Genomic DNA, 17,389 nt, shown 5'->3' on the forward strand with positions numbered 1-17,389 from the left:
AGGTTAAATGTTCCGTAGAAGATCGCTGCTAAGGCTGCGCGCTGTGATCACAACGAACGAGCCGGCCATGCTGAGGATCAACGAGACGCGCGCGACCTACGCGATCCGCCGCGCCTACGACCTTATGACCAAGGCGATCGTACCGGGCAGCAGAAAGCACCTGCCCCCGGCTCCCCGGTTGGCCGTCATTCCGACAGACTATCTCGGCATCTCAATCATTGGAGCCGGCGTCTACGAGCGTCGCGAGATCGAGCTGCTCAAGGCCCTTTTCCAAGCCCGCAGCCTGCAGGACACAGTCTTCCTCGACATTGGCGGCAATATAGGAAATCATTCCGTGTCCTTGGCCGGATCGTTCGCGGAAGTGGTCGCCTTCGAGCCCAATCCGCCGATCGCATCGCTGTTCAAGACCAATCTCCTTCTGTCCGGGACCGGCAATGTCCGCCTGCACGAAGTTGGGCTGGGGCGGGAGGATACCGAGCTCCGCTTCTCGTTGCTCGAGGCAGGCAATGACGGTAGCGGCAGCTTCGCCTCGGGCAAGGGCGATATCGTGCTGCCGGTGCGCCATGGCGACCGCTACCTGGCGCAGCACGAGCCCGAGATCGCGAGCGGCACGAAGCGGATCGGTTTTGTGAAATGCGACGTCGAGGGCTTCGAGGCCGACGTCTTCGCCGGGTTGCGCGAGACGTTCGCACGCCATCGCCCGATTCTCACCTTCGAAAGCAACCGCAAGCCGGACGGCGAGAAGGCCTGGGCGGAGTTGCGTGCCGCCGGCTACGACACGCTCTCGTGCCTGCGCGAGACCGGCGACGATGGTAGCCGCCCGCTGCAGGAGATGAAGCGGCTGGTTCTCGGCTATTCTTGCTGGCTGGAAGGAATCGGCGGCATTCCCGAGCGTCGCTGCAACCTGGTCGCGAGCTTCGGTCCGCTGGAGCCGATCGCCTGACTCAACGCAAGCTTAGGAAAGCTGTGCGATAGGCAGGCTCCGTCATCCTCCGTACGGCCGCAGGCGCATGCAGTCCTTGCTTCCCTCCATCGTCATCTTCGGCTCGGCGAGGCCCGTCACCTGCGCGGTGATGGACTACGCCTATCGACTCGCCGGCGCCGTCAACGCGCTGCGCCCAGGCTTCGTCGCGATCCGGACGATCGAACCGGAGCGGCCGACCGCCTTCGTCGGTGCCATCGCCGAGGCGCTTCGTCAGGATCGCATCGTGCATCTCCAGCTGCCGATCGAGGGCTGGGGCAACAGCGTCGTGCCGGGCTCGGTGCTGATGGCGGCGCGGCTTATGACCCGCAAGGGCCGGATCGCCATCACCCTGCATGAATGGGCCTCGCTCAACCGCCTGCGCTACCTCTCTATGGTACCGGACATCCTGGCCTGCGACGGCTTCGTCTTCGTTTCGCCGCAGCAGCGCGAGGGCTTCCAGAAGACACCGCTGGTCGGCGAAGCGAAGAAGCGGGCCGCCCCGGTCATCCCGATCGGTCCCAACATCATGCCGGCGCGCATCGATCCGGAGCGGGTCGCGATGGAGCGGGTGAAGGTCCGCGGCAGCGGCGTCGGTGAGGCCGAGATCGTCATCGGCTATTTCGGCGTGCTCTATGCCAGCAAGCGGCCGGATGTCCTGCTGCGCACGATCCAGGCGCTGCATCAGCGCGGCGTCAAGGCGCGCCTGCTGATCTGCGGCGACTTCCTCTGGGACAAGCCCAGGGATCGCGACGCCTTCCTCGCGCTGGCAAGCGAGCTCGGCGTCGCCGACTGGCTTGATTTCCGCGGCCGGATCGACGACGAGGGCGAGTTGATGGCGACACTCTCGGCCGCCGACGTCTTCCTCCTGCCTTTCACCGACGGGATCAGCACGCGGCGCGGCAGCTTCCAGGCGGTCAGCCAGCTCCCGATCCCGCTGGTCTCGACCGAACCGGAGCGCCAGGACGAATTCGCACTCGCGCCGGCGCTGAAGGCGAAGATCGACAATCCGGCAACCGTGCTCTGCCCGGTCGACGCCGCGCCTGAGCGCTTCGCGGAAGCCGTGCTCGCGGCCCATGCCCGCAAGGCCGAGGCGATCGGCATCGACCTCACCAGACTATGGGACGAAGCTGCCCTCGCCCATCTTACCTTCTACGATGGCCTGAAAGCGCACGCACGAGAGGCAGGCCGAGGCATCAGCGCAGCGCGATGATCGCCAGGCCGGCCAGTGCGACGATGGCGGCGGCCCACCAGAGACGGCGCAATTGCACGGTTTCGGTGTCGTGCCGCCGCTCGAAGCCGGAGAGCTCCTCATAGGCGAAGGACTCACCGGCGAAGCGCGCGGCCCGTTCGAGGCCGGCGATGCGGATTTTCGGGACTGCGGAACGCGACGCCACGTGACATTCTCCCCCCATGCCAGATTAGCCGAATGCGCGGCCGGGACCAGTCCCGATTCGCAACGCCGATGATGAGACCGCTGCCGTTAACGGCAGCTGAACCGTCGAGCAGCATACGGGGTTCCACGGGCCGGCTGTGCCATCGTTCGATGACGGTTCGGCGACGGCCTCGCCATTCCTGACTTTCGGCGGCATCTCGATCGGTTTATTGCGGATGAACGACGGGTTATACGGCTGCGGCAAGCGGCCGTCGGGCCGATACGATATCCTGCAGACAAAGCGAATCAGCGAGCGCAGTGGCGATGGCGGACGATCTCTTCGGCGAGGACGGCGGCAAGGACATGCGCGAGGAATCGCGCGCGCCCGCCCCTGCGCCGAAACCTGTGCGCCCTGCCCCGGCACCGCGCGGCGGCACGCCGTCCGAGGCCGGCTACGACGCCTCCACCATCGAAGTGCTCGAAGGGCTGGAGCCGGTCCGGCGCCGGCCCGGCATGTACATCGGCGGCACCGACGAGCGGGCTCTGCATCACCTCTTCGCCGAAGTGATCGACAACGCCATGGACGAGGCGGTGGCGGGCCATGCCAGCTTCATCGATGTCGAGCTCTTCGTCGACGGTTCGCTCGCGGTCACGGATAATGGTCGCGGCATCCCGATCGACCCACATCCGAAATTCCCGGGCAAGTCGGCGCTCGAAGTGATCATGACGATCCTGCATGCCGGCGGAAAGTTCGATTCCAAGGTCTACGAGACCTCGGGAGGCTTGCATGGCGTCGGCGTCTCGGTGGTCAACGCGCTGTCCGACGTGCTCGAGGTCGAGGTCGCGCGCGGCCAGATGCTTTATCGCCAGACCTTCTCGCGCGGCCATCCGCAGGGGCCGCTGGAGACGGTCGGCCGGGCGCCGAACCGGCGCGGCACCCGCGTGCGCTTCCATCCCGATGCGCAGATCTTCGGCGAAGGCGCGCATTTCGTCCCGGCGCGGTTGTTTCGCATGGCCCGCTCGAAAGCCTATCTGTTCGGCGGCGTCGAAATCCGCTGGCGCTGTGCGCCCTCGCTGCTGAAGCCCGAGGGCGATATCGCGCCCGAGGCGGTCTTCAAGTTCCCCGGGGGCTTGCGCGACTATCTCGCCCGCGAGATCGAAGGCAAGGACCTCGTCGCCGAGCCGATCTTCTCGGGCAAGATCACGAAGGAAGGTGGCCACGGCTCGCTCGAATGGGCGATCGCCTGGCTCGCGACCGGCGAGGACGGGTTCTCGTCCTCCTACTGCAACACCATTCCGACGCCGGAAGGCGGCACGCATGAATCCGGCCTGCGCATCGCGCTGCTGCGCGGCCTGCGCGACCACGCCGAGCGCATCGGCCAGAGCAAGCGTATGGCGCAGGTCACCGCCGACGACGTGATGGCGACCTGCGCCGCCATGCTCTCGGTCTTCATCCGCGAGCCGGAGTTCCAGGGGCAGACCAAGGACAAGCTGGCGACGCTGGAAGCCGCCCGCATCGTCGAGAACGCGCTGCGCGATGCATTCGACCATTGGCTCGCCGCCTCGCCGCAGCAGGCGCTGAAACTGCTCGACTGGTCGGTCGACCGCGCCGAGGAGCGTTTGCGCCGCCGGCTCGAGAAGGAGGTCTCCCGCAAGACCGCGACGCGCAAGCTCCGGCTGCCGGGCAAGCTCGCCGATTGCAGCAATGCCGGCGCCGCCGGTTCGGAGCTCTTCATCGTCGAGGGCGACTCGGCCGGCGGCTCGGCCAAGCAGGCACGCAATCGCGCCAACCAGGCGATCCTGCCTTTGCGCGGCAAGATCCTCAACGTCGCCAATGCGACGCGCGAAAAACTCAACGCCAATCAGCAACTTGCCGACCTGATCCTGGCGCTGGGCTGCGGCATCGGCACTCAGTTCCGCGAGGACGACCTGCGCTACGAGAAGGTCATCGTGATGACCGACGCGGACGTCGACGGCGCTCATATCGCTTCGCTCCTCGTCACCTTCTTCTGGCGTCAGATGCCGCGCCTGATCGAGAAGGGGCATCTGTATTTGTCGGTGCCGCCGCTCTACCGGCTGCGTCATGGCACCAAGTCGGTCTATGCTCGCGACGATGCCCACAAGGACGAGCTGATCGAGACCGTCTTCAAGGGCAAGAAGCCCGAGATCGGCCGCTTCAAAGGCCTGGGCGAGATGATGCCGGCCGAGCTCAAGGAAACCACGATGGACCCGAGCAAGCGCTCCTTGCTCAAGGTCATGGTCGACCATGAGAACAAGGAAGAGACCTCCGACACGGTCGAGCGGCTGATGGGCAACAAGCCGGAGGCACGCTTCCTCTTCATCCAGGAGCGGGCCGCCTTTGCCCGCGAGCTGATCGACCTGTGAGGCATGCCGGCGGAGGCTCGCATGCTGGACACCCCCGCAAGCTTGCCGGGCTGTGTCGCGACACCTGCGCGCCCATCCTGCGCGCATGCCGACCGATCCGCACAATGCCGACCATGACATTGCCCCGCGACACCATCCCGCGTCCGATCTCTGGCCGCTGAGCGTATGGGCGAGCCTGCTGCCACTCCATCTCGACGCGATGCCCAGAGCCCGGCCTCGCTCTGGGGCGACATCGAGATTTTCCACGCCATTGCCTCGAGCGGTGGGCTGGCTCTGGCGGCGGCTGCGCTTGGGCTGAGCGAGACGACCGTTGCGCGGCGGCTGAAGGCGTTCGAGGCCCGGCTCGGCCTGCCGCTGTTCCGCCGCGGCGCCAACCGCCTGATCCCGACCGGGATCGGTCTTTCGCTCGCTGCGGACGCAGCTGCCGCAGCCGAAGCCGTTGCACATTTCGAGGCGCGGGCGACATCTGCGCGGGCTCGGGACGATGCGCCGGTCCGCGTGACCGCGACGACCTCGATCAGCCTGTTCCTGACGCAACATGCGACCCGGCTTTCAGCCGGGGCAGGAGGCGTCGAGATCGTCATCCTCAGCACCCGCGAGCGCCTCGATCTGGCCCAGGGCGAGGCCGAGATCGCGATCCGCATGCGCAGGCCGCCGGAGGGCGCCGGCTATTTTGGCCAGAAGGTCGGCAGGCTGGCGCAGGCCTTCTATGTCCGCCGCGAGGTCGACCCGACGACGGCACCGATCATCTCGGTCAGCCGGGACGTCTCGTCGCGGATCGAGCAGCATATCCTCGCCTGGGCCGCCGGCCGGCCGATCGCCGCCCGGGTCGGCGATTCGGCCGCGCGCTACGAGAGCATCCGTTCGTCTGGCGCAGTGTCGATGGCGCCCTGTTTCCTGGCAGACGCCGATGCGGCGCTGATCCGCCTGGAAGAGCCGCCCGAGGCGACTGCCGACGAAATCTTCCTGGTCTCGCATGAGACCGGTCGTCAGCGCCCGGCCGTGCTCGCGGTGCTGGAAACGCTACGCAAACTGTTCCGCGAGCATCGTGGCAGGCTCGAGGGGCGCCCGTGATGGATCAATTTCCATCCGCGGCAGTCGGACCTCGCTAACCAAGTTTTTACAGCCGCCGCCGCAAGATTTCCTGATCGGCGCCTAGCGCCTTGTCTTGTAAGCTCGGAGAGCAGCGATGCGCCTCGTCATCGCCTTCCTGCGCAACCAGCGCGGTACCATGGTCGGCGATATCGCCAAGGCCGGCGCAGCGATCGCCTTCCTTTCCGTCATTGCCGCCAATTTCATCTCGAGCCAGACGGCGCAACTCGATCGAGATGCGATGCGTCAGGCCGCCCACGCCGCTGCCAAAGGCCAGTCCTTCGACCCGCTCACCACGGGATCGATCGTCAAACGCGCCGGCGAGACGAAGCTCGACCCTTGCGTGGTCCAGCGCTGAGGTTCAGCCGAGCCAGTCGAGCAGGACCGGCGTGACGATCTGCGGCGCCTCCAGCGTCGACAAATGGCCGCAGCCCGGCACTTCCAGGTAGCGCACCTTCGCTCCGATACCGGCGGCGATCTCGCGTGCCTCGTCCGGTGGCGTGATCGCGTCCTCCGCGCCGACGACGACCAGGGTCGGGACGGAGATCGTCGCGAGAACCGGCCGCGCATCAGGGCGGCCCATGATGGCGCGCTGCTGGCGGATGAAACACGATGCTCCCACTGCCTCGGCCATCGCCCGGACCTCCAATCGCAGCGCTTCGTCGGCGAGGCGGTCAGGCGCGACCAGCTTCTGCCAGAGCAGTGTCACGACATTGTCGAAGGCGCCCTTCTCAGCCAGCGCGATCATCTGTTCGCGCGGCGCGTTGGTTTCGGGCGTCGGCGGCTTGGCCGTGGTGTCGAGCAAGGCAAGCCGCGTCACGCGCTCCGGCGCTCGCCGCATCACGTCGAGGGCGATGTAGCCGCCCATAGAGAGCCCGCACAGTGCGAAGCGCTCAGGCGCGGCCGCCAGCAAGCGCTCGACGATGGCGGCGATGGTGTCGTCCGCAGTGGTCTCGGCGACGAGAATCTGGCGGCCTGGCGCGAGCGCCGGCCATTGCGGAGCATAGAGCGCTGGCGTGCAATTCAGGCCCGGGATCAGGACCAGAGCTTCCGGCGTCTTCATCGTCACAGCGCTCATTCTTCACCGACCTTAGTGAGCCAGATCCGATCGGATCGACTCAATCTGATCAGTAATCCCGGTCTCAGGTTAAGATGGAAACCATTCTTACCGATAAGCCTTGCAGCGCAAGCTGATCGGAACCGGCTCTAGAATGTTGACTTTGCCCTGTTTTTTCTGCAATGCACGGGCGTCCGAAGGCGCGCAGCCCAGAAAAGTCGCGCCACCGTTGCGGTCGATCGGTCATCCCGCCACGTGTCACCGACCCTTGAGAAGCGCTACCATCGATGTCTTTTGCCGAACTCGGCCTGAGCGATAAGGTTCTAACCGCGGTCACCACCGCCGGCTATACGACGCCCACCCCCATCCAGGCCCAGGCCATCCCCCACGTGCTCGCTCGCAGGGACGTTCTCGGGATCGCGCAGACCGGCACCGGCAAGACCGCCGCCTTCACCTTGCCGATGCTGACCATCCTGGAAAACGGCCGCGCCCGCGCCCGGATGCCGCGCACGCTGATCCTCGAACCGACCCGCGAGCTCGCCGCCCAGGTCGAGGAGAACTTCACCCGCTACGGCGTCAACCAGAAGCTTTCGGTGGCGCTGCTGATCGGCGGCGTCTCCTTCGGCGACCAGGATGCCAAGATCACCCGCGGCGTCGACGTGCTGATCGCCACGCCCGGCCGCCTGCTCGACCATGTCGAGCGCGGCAAGCTCCTGCTCACCGGCGTCGAGCTGCTCGTCATCGACGAGGCCGACCGCATGCTCGACATGGGCTTCATCCCCGACATCGAGCGCGTCTGCAAGCTCGTGCCCTTCACCCGGCAGACGTTGTTCTTCACCGCGACCATGCCGCCCGAGATCACCCGGATCAGCGAGCAGTTCCTGCACAACCCGATCCGTATCGAGGCTTCCCGCCCGGCGACGGCGGCCGCGACCATCACCCAGCGCCTGATCGCCTCGAACAGCCAGGATTTCGAGAAGCGCGACACGCTGCGCAAGCTCATCCGCGAAGCCCGGGACTTGCAGAACGCCATCGTCTTCTGCAATCGCAAGCGCGATGTAGCAACGCTGCACAAGTCCTTGCAAAGCCATGGCTTCCCGGCTGTCGCGCTGCATGGTGACATGGATCAGTACGCCCGCATGGCGGCGCTCGAATCCTTCCGTACCGGCGAGTTCCCGATCCTGGTGGCGAGCGACGTCGCCGCCCGCGGCCTCGATATCCCCGCCGTCAGCCACGTCTTCAACTTCGACGTGCCGACCCATGCGGAGGACTATGTCCACCGCATCGGCCGTACCGGCCGCGCTGGTCGCGAAGGCGCCTCCTTTACGATCGTCACGCGCCATGACGACAAGCTCGTTGCGGCGATCGAGAAGCTGACCGGCAAGAGCATCGAGTGGGAAGGTCCCGGCCTCGACGCGCTACCGCCGGGCGAGCCTCGCGAGGAGCGCCGTGGCCGCCGTGGCGACGACCGCAAGGGCGGCCGCCCGCAACGCGGCGGACGCGATGGCAGGCCGCCGCGTGGTGAGGCGAAGGCCGAGCCGGCGCCCGCCCGTGAGATTGCTCCGGCCCGTGAGGCCGCGCCGCCCCGCGAGCGCCCGCCCCGTCGCGAGCCTGTATCCGACAATGCCGCACCACATCGTGGCAACGAGCGGCCCCGCTCGCCGCGCCGCGACGATCTGGACGACGGACCGCAGGTCAAGGGTCTCGGCGACCACGTTCCCGCTTTCCTGCTGCGCCCTGTCCGAGCGGGCTGAACCGCGCTTCGCAGAGCAACCTTGCTTTAACCTCGATCGTCCTAGGATCACCCGCGTAGCGGCTGCGGAAGAATTTCGCGGCCGGCGGGGACAGGACGTCATGACAACCAGCCGATCGGGCTTGCCGCAAGCTCACGACCTCGCCGAACAGGTCGTCGCGGCGATGCGTCAGCACTATTCCCCGGGCTATCCCCGCGCCTTCGAGGTCTGGTACGCGCATCTCAGCGGCGAGATGCCGGCGCTGAGCATGGCGATGAACGCCGTCATCGCCGCCAGCAATGGCGAGGTCGGCGCCGCCGACATCGACACGCTCTATGAGAAATTCATCAGCACCGACCGCATCTCGCGCCAAGCCGAGCGCACCAGCCTGCAGGTTCTCGCCGAGATCGACAGCATGATGGCCCTGGTCGACCGGGCGCTCAGCTCCAGCGAGGAGTATCACGGCCGGCTCTGCGCCATGTCGGAGGAGGTTCCGCCCTCGGCCGACCGGCACAAGCTGCGCGAATGGGTCGAGGCGCTCGTGCTGTCGACGCGCGAGGAGGTTGCGCGCAAGACTCAGCTCGAAACCCAGCTGCGCGAAAGCGCGCACGAGATCCACAATCTGCGCGAGGCATTGGAATCGACGCGAGCCGAAGCGTTGACCGACCCCCTCACTGGCCTCGCCAACCGTCGTCATTTCGAGGAAATGCTGCAGAAGGCGATCGATCAGGCGACGCTGCGGCGCGAGCCCTTCGCTCTGGTCATGGCCGACATCGACTTCTTCAAGAATTTCAACGACATGCACGGCCATTTGACCGGCGACCAGGTGCTGCGTCTGGTCGCCAAGACGATGAAGGACAAGTTCAAGGACAAGGCGATCATCACCCGCTTCGGCGGCGAGGAGTTCGCCATCATCCTGCCGGAAGCCGATGTCGTCGCTGGCAAGTTCGGCGCCGAGACCGTCCGCCAGGCGTTGCTGACCCGCGAGCTGGTGAAGCGCTCGACCAATGAGAGCCTCGGGCGCATTACCATCTCGCTCGGCGTCGCGGTCTATCGACGCGGCGACACGGCGAGCTCGATCGTCGAGCGCGCCGACAATGCCTTGCTGCAAGCCAAGCGCGACGGCCGCAACCGCACTGTCACCGAGGATGCGATCCAGGACGCGGCGAAGGTCGCCTGAGCAACCTTCGTTTCATTTCATTGAGCGGCTAATGCGTTTTCCGCGCGCGGCTTGATCTCGACCGATTCGCCGCAGCCGCAGGCCGAGACCTGGTTCGGGTTGTTGAAGACGAAGGTCGAGGAGAAGCGGTCGCTCTTGAAGTCGAGCTCGGTGCCGAGCAGGAACAGCACCGCCTTGGCGTCGACGATCACCGTCGCGTCCTTCTCGGTCACGACCTCGTCGCCCTTCTCGACCGCGCGTGCGACCTCGAAGGTATATTCCATGCCGGCGCAGCCGCCCTTCTTGACGCCGACGCGCAGGCCAAGCGCAGGCACTTGCGGATCGTCACGCCCCGACTGCGCCATGATCGCGCGAATGCGGGTTGCGGCGGCATCGGTCAGCGAGACCACCTTGAGGCCAGGTATCGAAAACATCCTCGTCCCTCCTCGACCGGATTCAAGGTCCGGTGAAAACAGGATTGCAGACAGCAACATAAGGATTGGTGAGCGCAACGTCGAGATGCACAGGCCGGGATGGCGCCATTTGCTGCTGCGCATTGCATGCAGCGCGGGCCCGTGCACTCTGCCCGGACCGTTCCAGCCTCTGACAGAGAGCCATGACCTCGTATCGTCTGCACCGGCCTGCCGCTCTCCGCGCCATCACCCGCGCCATGATCACCGCCGCCGGCTGGAGCGAGGACGACGCGAACGAGACGGCCGAGCATCTGGTGCTGGCCAATCTCAGCGGCCATGACAGCCATGGCATCGGCATGCTGCCGCTCTATTTCAACGCGCTCGCCGACGGCAACCTGAAGCCGCAGGCCAGGCTCAGCATCCGTAGCGAGGCGGGCCCCTTCCTGATCGCCGACGGCAATGTCGCACTCGGGCAGCCGACCGCCCGCAACGCCGTCGACCGTGCCATCACGATCGCGCAGGCCGGTGGCGTCGCCGTGCTCAACCTGCTCGACTCCCACCATATCGGCCGCATCGGCCACTATTCCGAGGTCGCGGCGGCTGCCGGGCTGATCTCGGTCTTCTGGGTCAATGTCGCCGGTCGGCCGCCGATCGTCGCGCCCTTCGCCGCCAGGGAGGCGCGCTTCGGGACCAACCCGATCTCGATCGGCCTTCCGGTGCCGGGCGGCGAGCCGCTGATCCTCGACTTCGCCACCAGCCGCATGGCGCATGGCAAGGCACGGGTTGCGCTCAACAAAGGCGTCGACGTGCCGGAAGGCTACATCATCGATGGCGAAGGCCGCCCGACGGTCGAGCCGAGGCATGTCTTTCTGCAGCCAAATCTGCCGCTTGGCGCGCTCCTGCCCTTCGGCGACCATAAGGGCGCGGGCCTCTCGCTGATCGCCGAATTACTGTCTGCCGGGCTGATGGGCGCCGCGCGTATCGACGAGAAGCCGCACAAGAGCTGGATCATCAACTCGCTGTTCGGCGTGCTGATCGACCCGGCGCGGCTCGAGCCGGATGCCGGCCTGCGCCAGCAGCGGATCGAGAACTATCTTACCTTCGTCCGCGCCGCCGCGCCGCTGGATCCATCCCAGCCCGTGCTGGCGCCCGGCGACAAGGAGCGCGCGACGAGGATCGAGCGCGAGCGCGACGGCATCCCGCTCGACGCCGAGACCTGGTCGCAGATCGTTGCGGCTGCCAAGGTCCATGGCGTCGACGCCGAGAGCTTCTAACCGCCGTTAGGTTCTGGTCGTTCGCGATCGCGCGTATGCTGCTCGGCGCCCTTCTGGTGCGCCAGCCATGGCTCCCGGCGGATGGTCCAGAGCTCATAGGTCGGCATGAGCGCGCTCGGCGGGCTGTCCAATGTGCCGAGCTTGATCTCGATCTCGTCGGAATCGTCCGCCCAACAGAACAGCGGTGAGCCGCAGGTCGGGCAGAAGCGCTCGCCTCCTGCGCGGCTCTGCCAGCAGCCGAGCTCGCCCGACAGGGTCGCGCTGGTTCTGGGCCAGATGCCGAAATAGGAGAAGGCTGAACCGGAGCCTTTCCGGCAATTTTCGCAATGACAGATGCCGACGCGGATCGGCTCGCCATCGAGTTCGTAGCGGACCTGTCCGCAATTGCAGCCACCGGAGAGTTTCATCGGCGTCTCTCGTTCGGAGTTAGCGCTCTGAGCGGCAGACCAACGGTGCGTGGTTCGGGTCGGTTCCACAGAGCCATTTCCATCAGCCCTCAGCCTAGATGGCCAGAGCCGGCTCCCTCACTCCGGAAGGCCGGCCTTGCGGAAGCCTTCGACGAAGCGCTCGCGCATCGCAGCACCGCGGAACGGCTCCATCGTGGCCCAGTGGCGGATGCTGAAATCCGGATTGCCGACCAGGAAAAGCTCTGCCTCTGCGCGCGCCTCGTCGACCCGGCCCAGCTGAGCAAGGCTAGCGGCCAGAAAACGGCGTGAACTCGTCCGATGTGTCTCGTCCCGGCGCAGCGCCTCGACCGCGGCCTCGTACTCGCCGGCGGCATAGAGCGCCTGGCCGAGCGGCAGATAGTACCAGCTTGCCGGAAACGGGTTCAGCCGGAACGCCTTGCGAATATGGTCGAGGCCTTCGTCGACCCGCCCGGCCAGCACCGTGATGTCGGACAGGGCCGCCCATGCATCGGCCTCGTTCGGGTCGAGTTCGATCGCTCTGGCGAACTCCGCATCCGCCTCGGCGAAGTTGCGCTCATAGGCAAGCAGATAGGCCAGGGTCCAGCGGCCACCGGCATCGCTAGGGTCGATCGCGACGGCCTTGCGTGCCAGTTCCAAGGCAATGCTGCGGGACGCCTCTGTCGGCCCGCCGGAATGCACCCATCCCATCCAGTGATTCAGCGCGAGCCAGCGATAGGCCTCGGCATAATCCGGATCGAGCGAGACAGCGCGGGTCAGCAATAGATGCGCTTCCTGCGCTGCCTGGGGCGTGTCATCCATCAGCCGGCGTGCTCGCACGCACAGATCGTAAGCTTCGAGGCTTTTTGGCCGATGGCGCGGCGGCGGGGTGCGCAGCCGGCCGAGCAAGGCCTCGACGATCCTGGCCGTGACCTCGTCCTGAACCGCAAAGATATCGTCCAGCCCGCGATCGAAGCGTTCCGCCCAGAGGTGTTCGCCACTCATCGCGTCGACCAGCTGGGCGTTGATGCGTACGCGTCCCGCGACGCGCCGTGCGCTGCCCTCCAGCAGGTAGCGCACACCGAGCTCCTCGGCGATCTCGCGCACATCCCTCGCCTTGCCCTTGTAGGCGAAGGCCGAGTTGCGGGCGATGACGAACAGCTCCGGGGTCCTGGACAGGTCGGTGATCAGGTCTTCGGTCAATCCGTCCGCGAAGGTGTCCTGTTCGGGATCGCTGCCGAGGCTGACGAAGGGCAGCACGACGATCGATGGCTTGCTCGGCAGCGGCAAAGGTTTTCGCTTGGCATCGCCCAATTGTTCGACGACCCCGATGAAACGGTAGCCGACGCGCGGAACCGTGACGATCCATTCGCCGCCCTCAGCGGTCGGACCGAGCAGCTTCCGCAATTGCGCGATCTGAACGGTGAGGTTGCCCTCCTCGACGGCGGTGCCTGGCCACGCCGCGTCCATCAGCGCGGCCTTGCCAAGAATCTCGCCAGACCCTCCGGCGAGCGCCGCAAGCAGCCTCAGCCCGCGATAGCCGATGGCGACGGGGACATCGTTCCGCAGGAGCGTTCCCAGGGCTGGGTCCAGCACGAACGGACCAAAGGCAAAGCGCGATCCCCGCATGGGCCGATTCCATAGCCGGTTTGGAGGTTTTTGGAACTCTTTGGGTGAGCTTAAGGACGGTGCTGCTTGCGTGCCGCAGAACTCAACCTCCTTCAGATCGAGGGTCTCGCCCTTCGAGTCATCGGGAGGTTGCCATGAACGATACTCCCGCCTCGCCCCTGCGAAGCATCCTAGCGACCTGGCACGAGCGTATCCGCGCTCGCTGGAAGCTCACGCGAATGGCGCAGGAGAATCCGCATCTGCTCAACGATATCGGCCTGACGAGACAGCAGGTTGAGACGGAGATCGCCAAGCGCTTCTGGCAACGCTAAGGCGAAAGCTGCATCAGACCGTCGGCTCCGGACACCAACCGGTCGTCATTTGGGATATGGGATGCTCCGACGTAGCGATCCGCGACAGCAGGACACCATGACCCTCGCCGAATACAACGCCTTCTGCGCCGCCCTGCCCGCGACCAGCCATGTCGTGCAATGGGGCGGCGCCGATGTCTGGAAGGTCGGCGGGAAGGTGTTCGCGCTCGGCCGCGACGACGCCGAGGGGGCGCTCTTCGTCTCGTTCAAATGCTCGCCGCTGGCCTATGAGATGCTGCGCGACGCGCCCGGCTGCAGGCCGGCGCCCTATCTCGCCTCGCGCGGGATGAAGTGGATCCAGCGCTTCTCAGACGAAGGCCTGCCGGACGACGCCTTCCGCGACTATCTGCGCGAGAGCCACCGGCTTGTCGCGGCGGGGCTGACGCGCAAGCTGCGCGCGGAGTTGGGGCTATCCGTCTGAGTGACGGAATCTTACACCGTCGCCTCGCCGCGCAGCACCGGCACGCAGCCGCCGCCGACGGTGGCGCGGATCTCGCCATCGACGCGCCGCGCAGTGACGTTCAGCAGGCTCGGCCGGCCCATCTCGACGCCCTGCGCGATCTCGAAGGCGAGGCTGTCCTTGTCGGAGAGTGACAGGGTCAGGGCTGCCAAAGTCGCGCTGGCGCTGCCGGTCGCGGGATCTTCCCAGGTGCCGGCGAGCGGCGCGAACATGCGGGCGCGGACCCTGTCGCCATCCCAGGCGTAGAAGAAGATCGACAGGCGGCCTTCGAGGGCCGGGTTGGCCTGTTCAAGCCGGCGATAGGCGGCGATGTCCGGCATCGCCCGTGTCAGCGCCTCCGGCGTGACCTCGGCCAGGACGAACTTGACGCCGACCGACGCCTGCTGCGGCGGATGGCGGCCGGTGAGAACGTCCTGGGGGCTGAGCCCGGCACAGGCAGCGATAGCATCGGCCGGCAGTTGGACGCCGAGCGAGAGTGCCTGCGGCGCGGCGATGGTCGCACCCGTCACCAGCCCGGCGCCACCGCGCGCGACCCGGACCTCGACGAGCCCAGCGAGCTCCTCGAACAGCAGGATGCCGTCGCGGTCGCGGCCATGGGCGGCGAGCACGCAGGCGGTGCCGACATTCGGATGGCCAGCGAAGGGCATCTCGGCGGTGCGGTGGAAGATGCGGACGCGCGCCGTGTTGGCCGGATCGCTCGGCGGCAGCACGAAGGTGGTCTCGCTATAGTTCATCTCCGCCGCCAGCGCCTGCATCTCGGCGTCCGAGAGGCCGCGCGCATCGGTAAAGACGGCGAGCTGGTTGCCGCCGAAGCGGCGGTCGGTGAAGACGTCGACGGTCTCGAACGGATAGGACGGCATGGCAGTCTCCGGCAGCCTGATCAGGCCCGAAGACTGCCACCCGTAATCGCGCGAGAGAAGTCAGGATTCGGAATGCGACCGATCAAGCGGCAGCGGGCTCAGGCCCACCAACGCTCGCTGACCGGGAAGTGGCCGGCGGCCTCTTCGATCACCTGGCCGAGCGAGAACAGCGTCTCCTCGTCGAAAGGCCGGCCGATCAGCTGCAGGCCAAGCGGCAGGCCTTGGCTGTCGAGCCCGGCCGGCACCGCGATGCCCGGCAGGCCGGCCATGTTGACCGTCACCGTGAAGACGTCGTTGAGATACATCTCGACCGGGTCGGCTGAGCCCTTCTCGCCGATGCCGAAAGCCGCGGACGGCGTAGCAGGCGTCAGAACCGCGTCGATGCCCTGGTCGTAGACCTGCTCGAAATCGCGCTTGATCAGCGTGCGGACCTTCTGGGCGCGCAGATAGTAGGCGTCGTAATAGCCTGAGGAGAGCACATAGGTGCCGATCATGATGCGGCGCCTGACCTCGGCGCCGAAGCCGGCGGCGCGGGTCTTTTCGTACATCTCGACGATGTCGCGGCCCTGCTCGCGCAGGCCGTAGCGGACGCCGTCATAGCGAGCGAGGTTGGAGGAGGCCTCGGCCGGCGCGACGATGTAATAGGCCGGCAGCGCGTATTTGGCATGCGGCAGCGAGATCTCGACGATCTCGGCCCCGGCGGCCCTCAGCCAGTCGATGCCCTGCTGCCAGAGCGCGTCGATCTCGGAGTTCAGACCTTCGAGCCGGTACTCCTTCGGGATACCGATGCGCATGCCCTTGACCGAGCGGCCGACCGAAGCCTCGTAGTCTGGCACCGGCCGATCGACCGAGGTCGTATCCTTCGGATCGTGCCCGGCCATGGAGCGCAGCATCACGGCGCAGTCACGCACGGTCTTGCCGATCGGCCCGGCCTGGTCGAGCGAGGAGGCGAAGGCGACGATGCCCCAGCGCGAGCAGCGGCCATAGGTCGGCTTGATGCCGACCGTGCCGGTGAAGGCGGCAGGCTGGCGGATCGAGCCGCCCGTATCGGTCGCAGTCGCAGCGAGGCAGAGATGCGCGGCAACCGCCGCAGCCGAGCCGCCGGAGGAGCCGCCGGGCACCAGATGATTGCCCTCTATCGCGCCGGCAGCGCCGGCCCCGACATTCGAGCCCAGCCCTACGTTGGAGCCTTTGCGCCGCCAGGGATTGACCACCGGCCCGAAGGCCGAGCTCTCGTTCGACGAGCCCATGGCGAACTCGTCGTTGTTGAGCTTGCCGAGCATGACGGCTCCATCGCGCCAGAGCTGGCTCGACACTGTCGATTCATAGGCCGGCACGAAATTACCGAGGATCTTCGAACAGGCGGTAGTGCGCACGCCCCTGGTCGCGAACAGATCCTTGATACCGAGCGGCAGGCCCTCGAGCGGACCAGCTTCGCCCTTGGCGAGCTTCTCGTCGGAGGCGGCGGCCTGCTTCAGCGCGTGCTCGGGCGTCTCCAGCACATAGGCATTGAGCGCCCGCGCCTGCTCGACGGCGGCGATATGCGCCTTGGCGAGCTCGGTGGCAGAGAACTGCTTGGCCTTCAGCCCGTCGCGGGCGTCGGTCAGGGTCAGGCGGGTAAGATCGGTCACGGCGAATATCCGTAAAACGTATGCGGTCGGGCGATGATGGTGAGCGGAGCGCCTCAGGCGCTCACTCGATCACCTTCGGCACCATGAAGTAGTCGTCCTCGGAGGCCGGCGCATTGGCGACGATCTCGTCGGCGATCTCGCCGTCGGTCACGATGTCCTGGCGCTTCTTCATCACCATCGGCGTGACCGAGGTCATTGGCTCGACGCCTGTGACATCGACCTCGTTGAGCAGCTCGACGAAGCCGAGGATGGCGTTGAGCTCGCCTTGCAGCTTCGGCACATCCGCATCATCGACGGCGATGCGCGAGAGATGCGCGACGCGTTTGACGGTGGCGGCGTCGACCGACATGGGCGGGCTCCTGAAACTTCGCGGCACTGGCGAACATGATGTGTGGTCACGGGCTATACGGCGGGCGCGGCCAGCCCGCAACACGCCTCAATCCAAGCGCGGGATCCCCTCTCCCGGATGGGAGAGGGGCAGGGGTGAGCGACTGTCTTGGTGGTCAAGCGTCTTGTTCGCGCCATGGTTGTTGGTCCCGGATGACGGCATTGAGGATCGTGACGAGTTTTCGGGCCGTCGCGATGATGGCGACGAGCTTTGGCTTT

Annotated in this window: 18 protein-coding genes and 1 pseudogene; 10 read left to right on the forward strand and 9 right to left on the reverse strand. The window is 66.5% G+C overall.

The window, feature by feature from the left end; all coding sequences use genetic code 11:
* Positions 1-67: 67 nt before the first annotated feature.
* Positions 68-943 carry an FkbM family methyltransferase gene (locus B6S44_RS04475; RefSeq protein ID WP_164985720.1) on the forward strand — a complete coding sequence of 292 codons (876 nt, stop codon included), beginning with the start codon at positions 68-70 and terminating at the stop codon, positions 941-943.
* A gap of 67 nt (positions 944-1,010) precedes the next feature.
* A complete protein-coding gene (locus B6S44_RS04480; RefSeq protein ID WP_129155511.1) occupies positions 1,011-2,174 on the forward strand; it encodes a glycosyltransferase in 1,164 nt (387 codons plus the stop codon).
* Here B6S44_RS04480 and B6S44_RS04485 read toward each other — a convergent pair.
* The gene (locus tag B6S44_RS04485) at positions 2,158-2,358 is read right to left on the reverse strand and encodes a hypothetical protein (RefSeq protein WP_129155512.1); all 201 of its coding nucleotides are present in this window, start codon (positions 2,356-2,358) and stop codon (positions 2,158-2,160) included. The two genes, B6S44_RS04480 and B6S44_RS04485, sit on opposite strands and share 17 nt — an antisense overlap.
* A 302-nt stretch (positions 2,359-2,660) precedes the next feature.
* Between B6S44_RS04485 and parE the strand changes: the two genes are divergently transcribed.
* The 3 genes from parE to B6S44_RS04500 all read left to right on the forward strand — a co-directional run bounded on the left by parE (position 2,661) and on the right by B6S44_RS04500 (position 6,171).
* Positions 2,661-4,721 carry a DNA topoisomerase IV subunit B gene (gene parE / locus B6S44_RS04490; protein ID WP_129155513.1) on the forward strand — a complete coding sequence of 687 codons (2,061 nt, stop codon included), beginning with the start codon at positions 2,661-2,663 and terminating at the stop codon, positions 4,719-4,721.
* Between the two features lie 165 nt (positions 4,722-4,886).
* Positions 4,887-5,795: a LysR family transcriptional regulator gene (locus tag B6S44_RS04495; RefSeq protein ID WP_129155514.1), complete on the forward strand. Its 909-nt coding sequence runs from the start codon at positions 4,887-4,889 to the stop codon at positions 5,793-5,795.
* A gap of 115 nt (positions 5,796-5,910) precedes the next feature.
* Positions 5,911-6,171 (forward strand): hypothetical protein, encoded by a 261-nt coding sequence (locus tag B6S44_RS04500; protein ID WP_129155515.1) that lies wholly within the window; start codon positions 5,911-5,913, stop codon positions 6,169-6,171.
* A 3-nt stretch (positions 6,172-6,174) separates the two neighbouring features.
* On the opposite strand, the gene B6S44_RS04505 is transcribed toward B6S44_RS04500, so the two are convergent.
* Positions 6,175-6,891 (reverse strand): alpha/beta fold hydrolase, encoded by a 717-nt coding sequence (locus B6S44_RS04505; RefSeq protein WP_248309428.1) that lies wholly within the window; start codon positions 6,889-6,891, stop codon positions 6,175-6,177.
* 266 nt (positions 6,892-7,157) lie between these two features.
* On the opposite strand from B6S44_RS04505, the gene B6S44_RS04510 reads away from it, so the two are divergent.
* Positions 7,158-8,624 carry a DEAD/DEAH box helicase gene (locus tag B6S44_RS04510; RefSeq protein WP_129155516.1) on the forward strand — a complete coding sequence of 489 codons (1,467 nt, stop codon included), beginning with the start codon at positions 7,158-7,160 and terminating at the stop codon, positions 8,622-8,624.
* 100 nt (positions 8,625-8,724) lie between these two features.
* Positions 8,725-9,783, forward strand: coding sequence for a GGDEF domain-containing protein (locus tag B6S44_RS04515; RefSeq protein ID WP_164985721.1), 1,059 nt, complete (start codon positions 8,725-8,727; stop codon positions 9,781-9,783).
* Positions 9,784-9,800: 17 nt separating this feature from the next.
* Here the strand turns inward: B6S44_RS04515 and B6S44_RS04520 are convergent, their stop codons facing one another.
* Positions 9,801-10,196 (reverse strand): HesB/IscA family protein, encoded by a 396-nt coding sequence (locus tag B6S44_RS04520; RefSeq protein WP_129155518.1) that lies wholly within the window; start codon positions 10,194-10,196, stop codon positions 9,801-9,803.
* Positions 10,197-10,378: 182 nt separating this feature from the next.
* Between B6S44_RS04520 and B6S44_RS04525 the strand changes: the two genes are divergently transcribed.
* Positions 10,379-11,449: a malate/lactate/ureidoglycolate dehydrogenase gene (locus tag B6S44_RS04525; protein ID WP_129155519.1), complete on the forward strand. Its 1,071-nt coding sequence runs from the start codon at positions 10,379-10,381 to the stop codon at positions 11,447-11,449.
* Here B6S44_RS04525 and B6S44_RS04530 read toward each other — a convergent pair.
* Both B6S44_RS04530 and B6S44_RS04535 read right to left on the reverse strand, forming a co-directional pair.
* The gene (locus B6S44_RS04530; protein ID WP_129155520.1) at positions 11,446-11,856 is read right to left on the reverse strand and encodes a GFA family protein; all 411 of its coding nucleotides are present in this window, start codon (positions 11,854-11,856) and stop codon (positions 11,446-11,448) included. The two genes, B6S44_RS04525 and B6S44_RS04530, sit on opposite strands and share 4 nt — an antisense overlap.
* A gap of 117 nt (positions 11,857-11,973) precedes the next feature.
* Positions 11,974-13,482 (reverse strand): winged helix-turn-helix domain-containing tetratricopeptide repeat protein, encoded by a 1,509-nt coding sequence (locus B6S44_RS04535; protein WP_129155521.1) that lies wholly within the window; start codon positions 13,480-13,482, stop codon positions 11,974-11,976.
* A gap of 134 nt (positions 13,483-13,616) precedes the next feature.
* On the opposite strand from B6S44_RS04535, the gene B6S44_RS04540 reads away from it, so the two are divergent.
* The gene (locus B6S44_RS04540; protein ID WP_129155522.1) at positions 13,617-13,793 is read left to right on the forward strand and encodes a DUF1127 domain-containing protein; all 177 of its coding nucleotides are present in this window, start codon (positions 13,617-13,619) and stop codon (positions 13,791-13,793) included.
* 97 nt (positions 13,794-13,890) lie between these two features.
* On the forward strand, positions 13,891-14,253 hold the full coding sequence (locus tag B6S44_RS04545; protein WP_129155523.1) for an MmcQ/YjbR family DNA-binding protein: 363 nt from the start codon (positions 13,891-13,893) through the stop codon (positions 14,251-14,253).
* Positions 14,254-14,264: 11 nt separating this feature from the next.
* Here B6S44_RS04545 and B6S44_RS04550 read toward each other — a convergent pair whose 3' ends face one another.
* From B6S44_RS04550 to B6S44_RS04565, 4 genes and pseudogenes are all read right to left on the reverse strand, one after another.
* A complete protein-coding gene (locus B6S44_RS04550; protein WP_129155524.1) occupies positions 14,265-15,152 on the reverse strand; it encodes a PhzF family phenazine biosynthesis protein in 888 nt (295 codons plus the stop codon).
* A gap of 98 nt (positions 15,153-15,250) precedes the next feature.
* Positions 15,251-16,783, reverse strand: coding sequence for an amidase (locus tag B6S44_RS04555; RefSeq protein ID WP_129155525.1), 1,533 nt, complete (start codon positions 16,781-16,783; stop codon positions 15,251-15,253).
* 61 nt (positions 16,784-16,844) lie between these two features.
* Positions 16,845-17,132 carry an Asp-tRNA(Asn)/Glu-tRNA(Gln) amidotransferase subunit GatC gene (gene gatC, locus B6S44_RS04560; protein WP_057192735.1) on the reverse strand — a complete coding sequence of 96 codons (288 nt, stop codon included), beginning with the start codon at positions 17,130-17,132 and terminating at the stop codon, positions 16,845-16,847.
* A gap of 154 nt (positions 17,133-17,286) precedes the next feature.
* Positions 17,287-17,389: pseudogene (locus tag B6S44_RS04565) on the reverse strand (IS110 family transposase); the annotation flags it as partial.

Source organism: Allobosea sp. Tri-44 (genome assembly GCF_004123845.1).
In the GTDB taxonomy this organism is placed as follows: Bacteria; Pseudomonadota; Alphaproteobacteria; order Rhizobiales; family Beijerinckiaceae; genus Allobosea.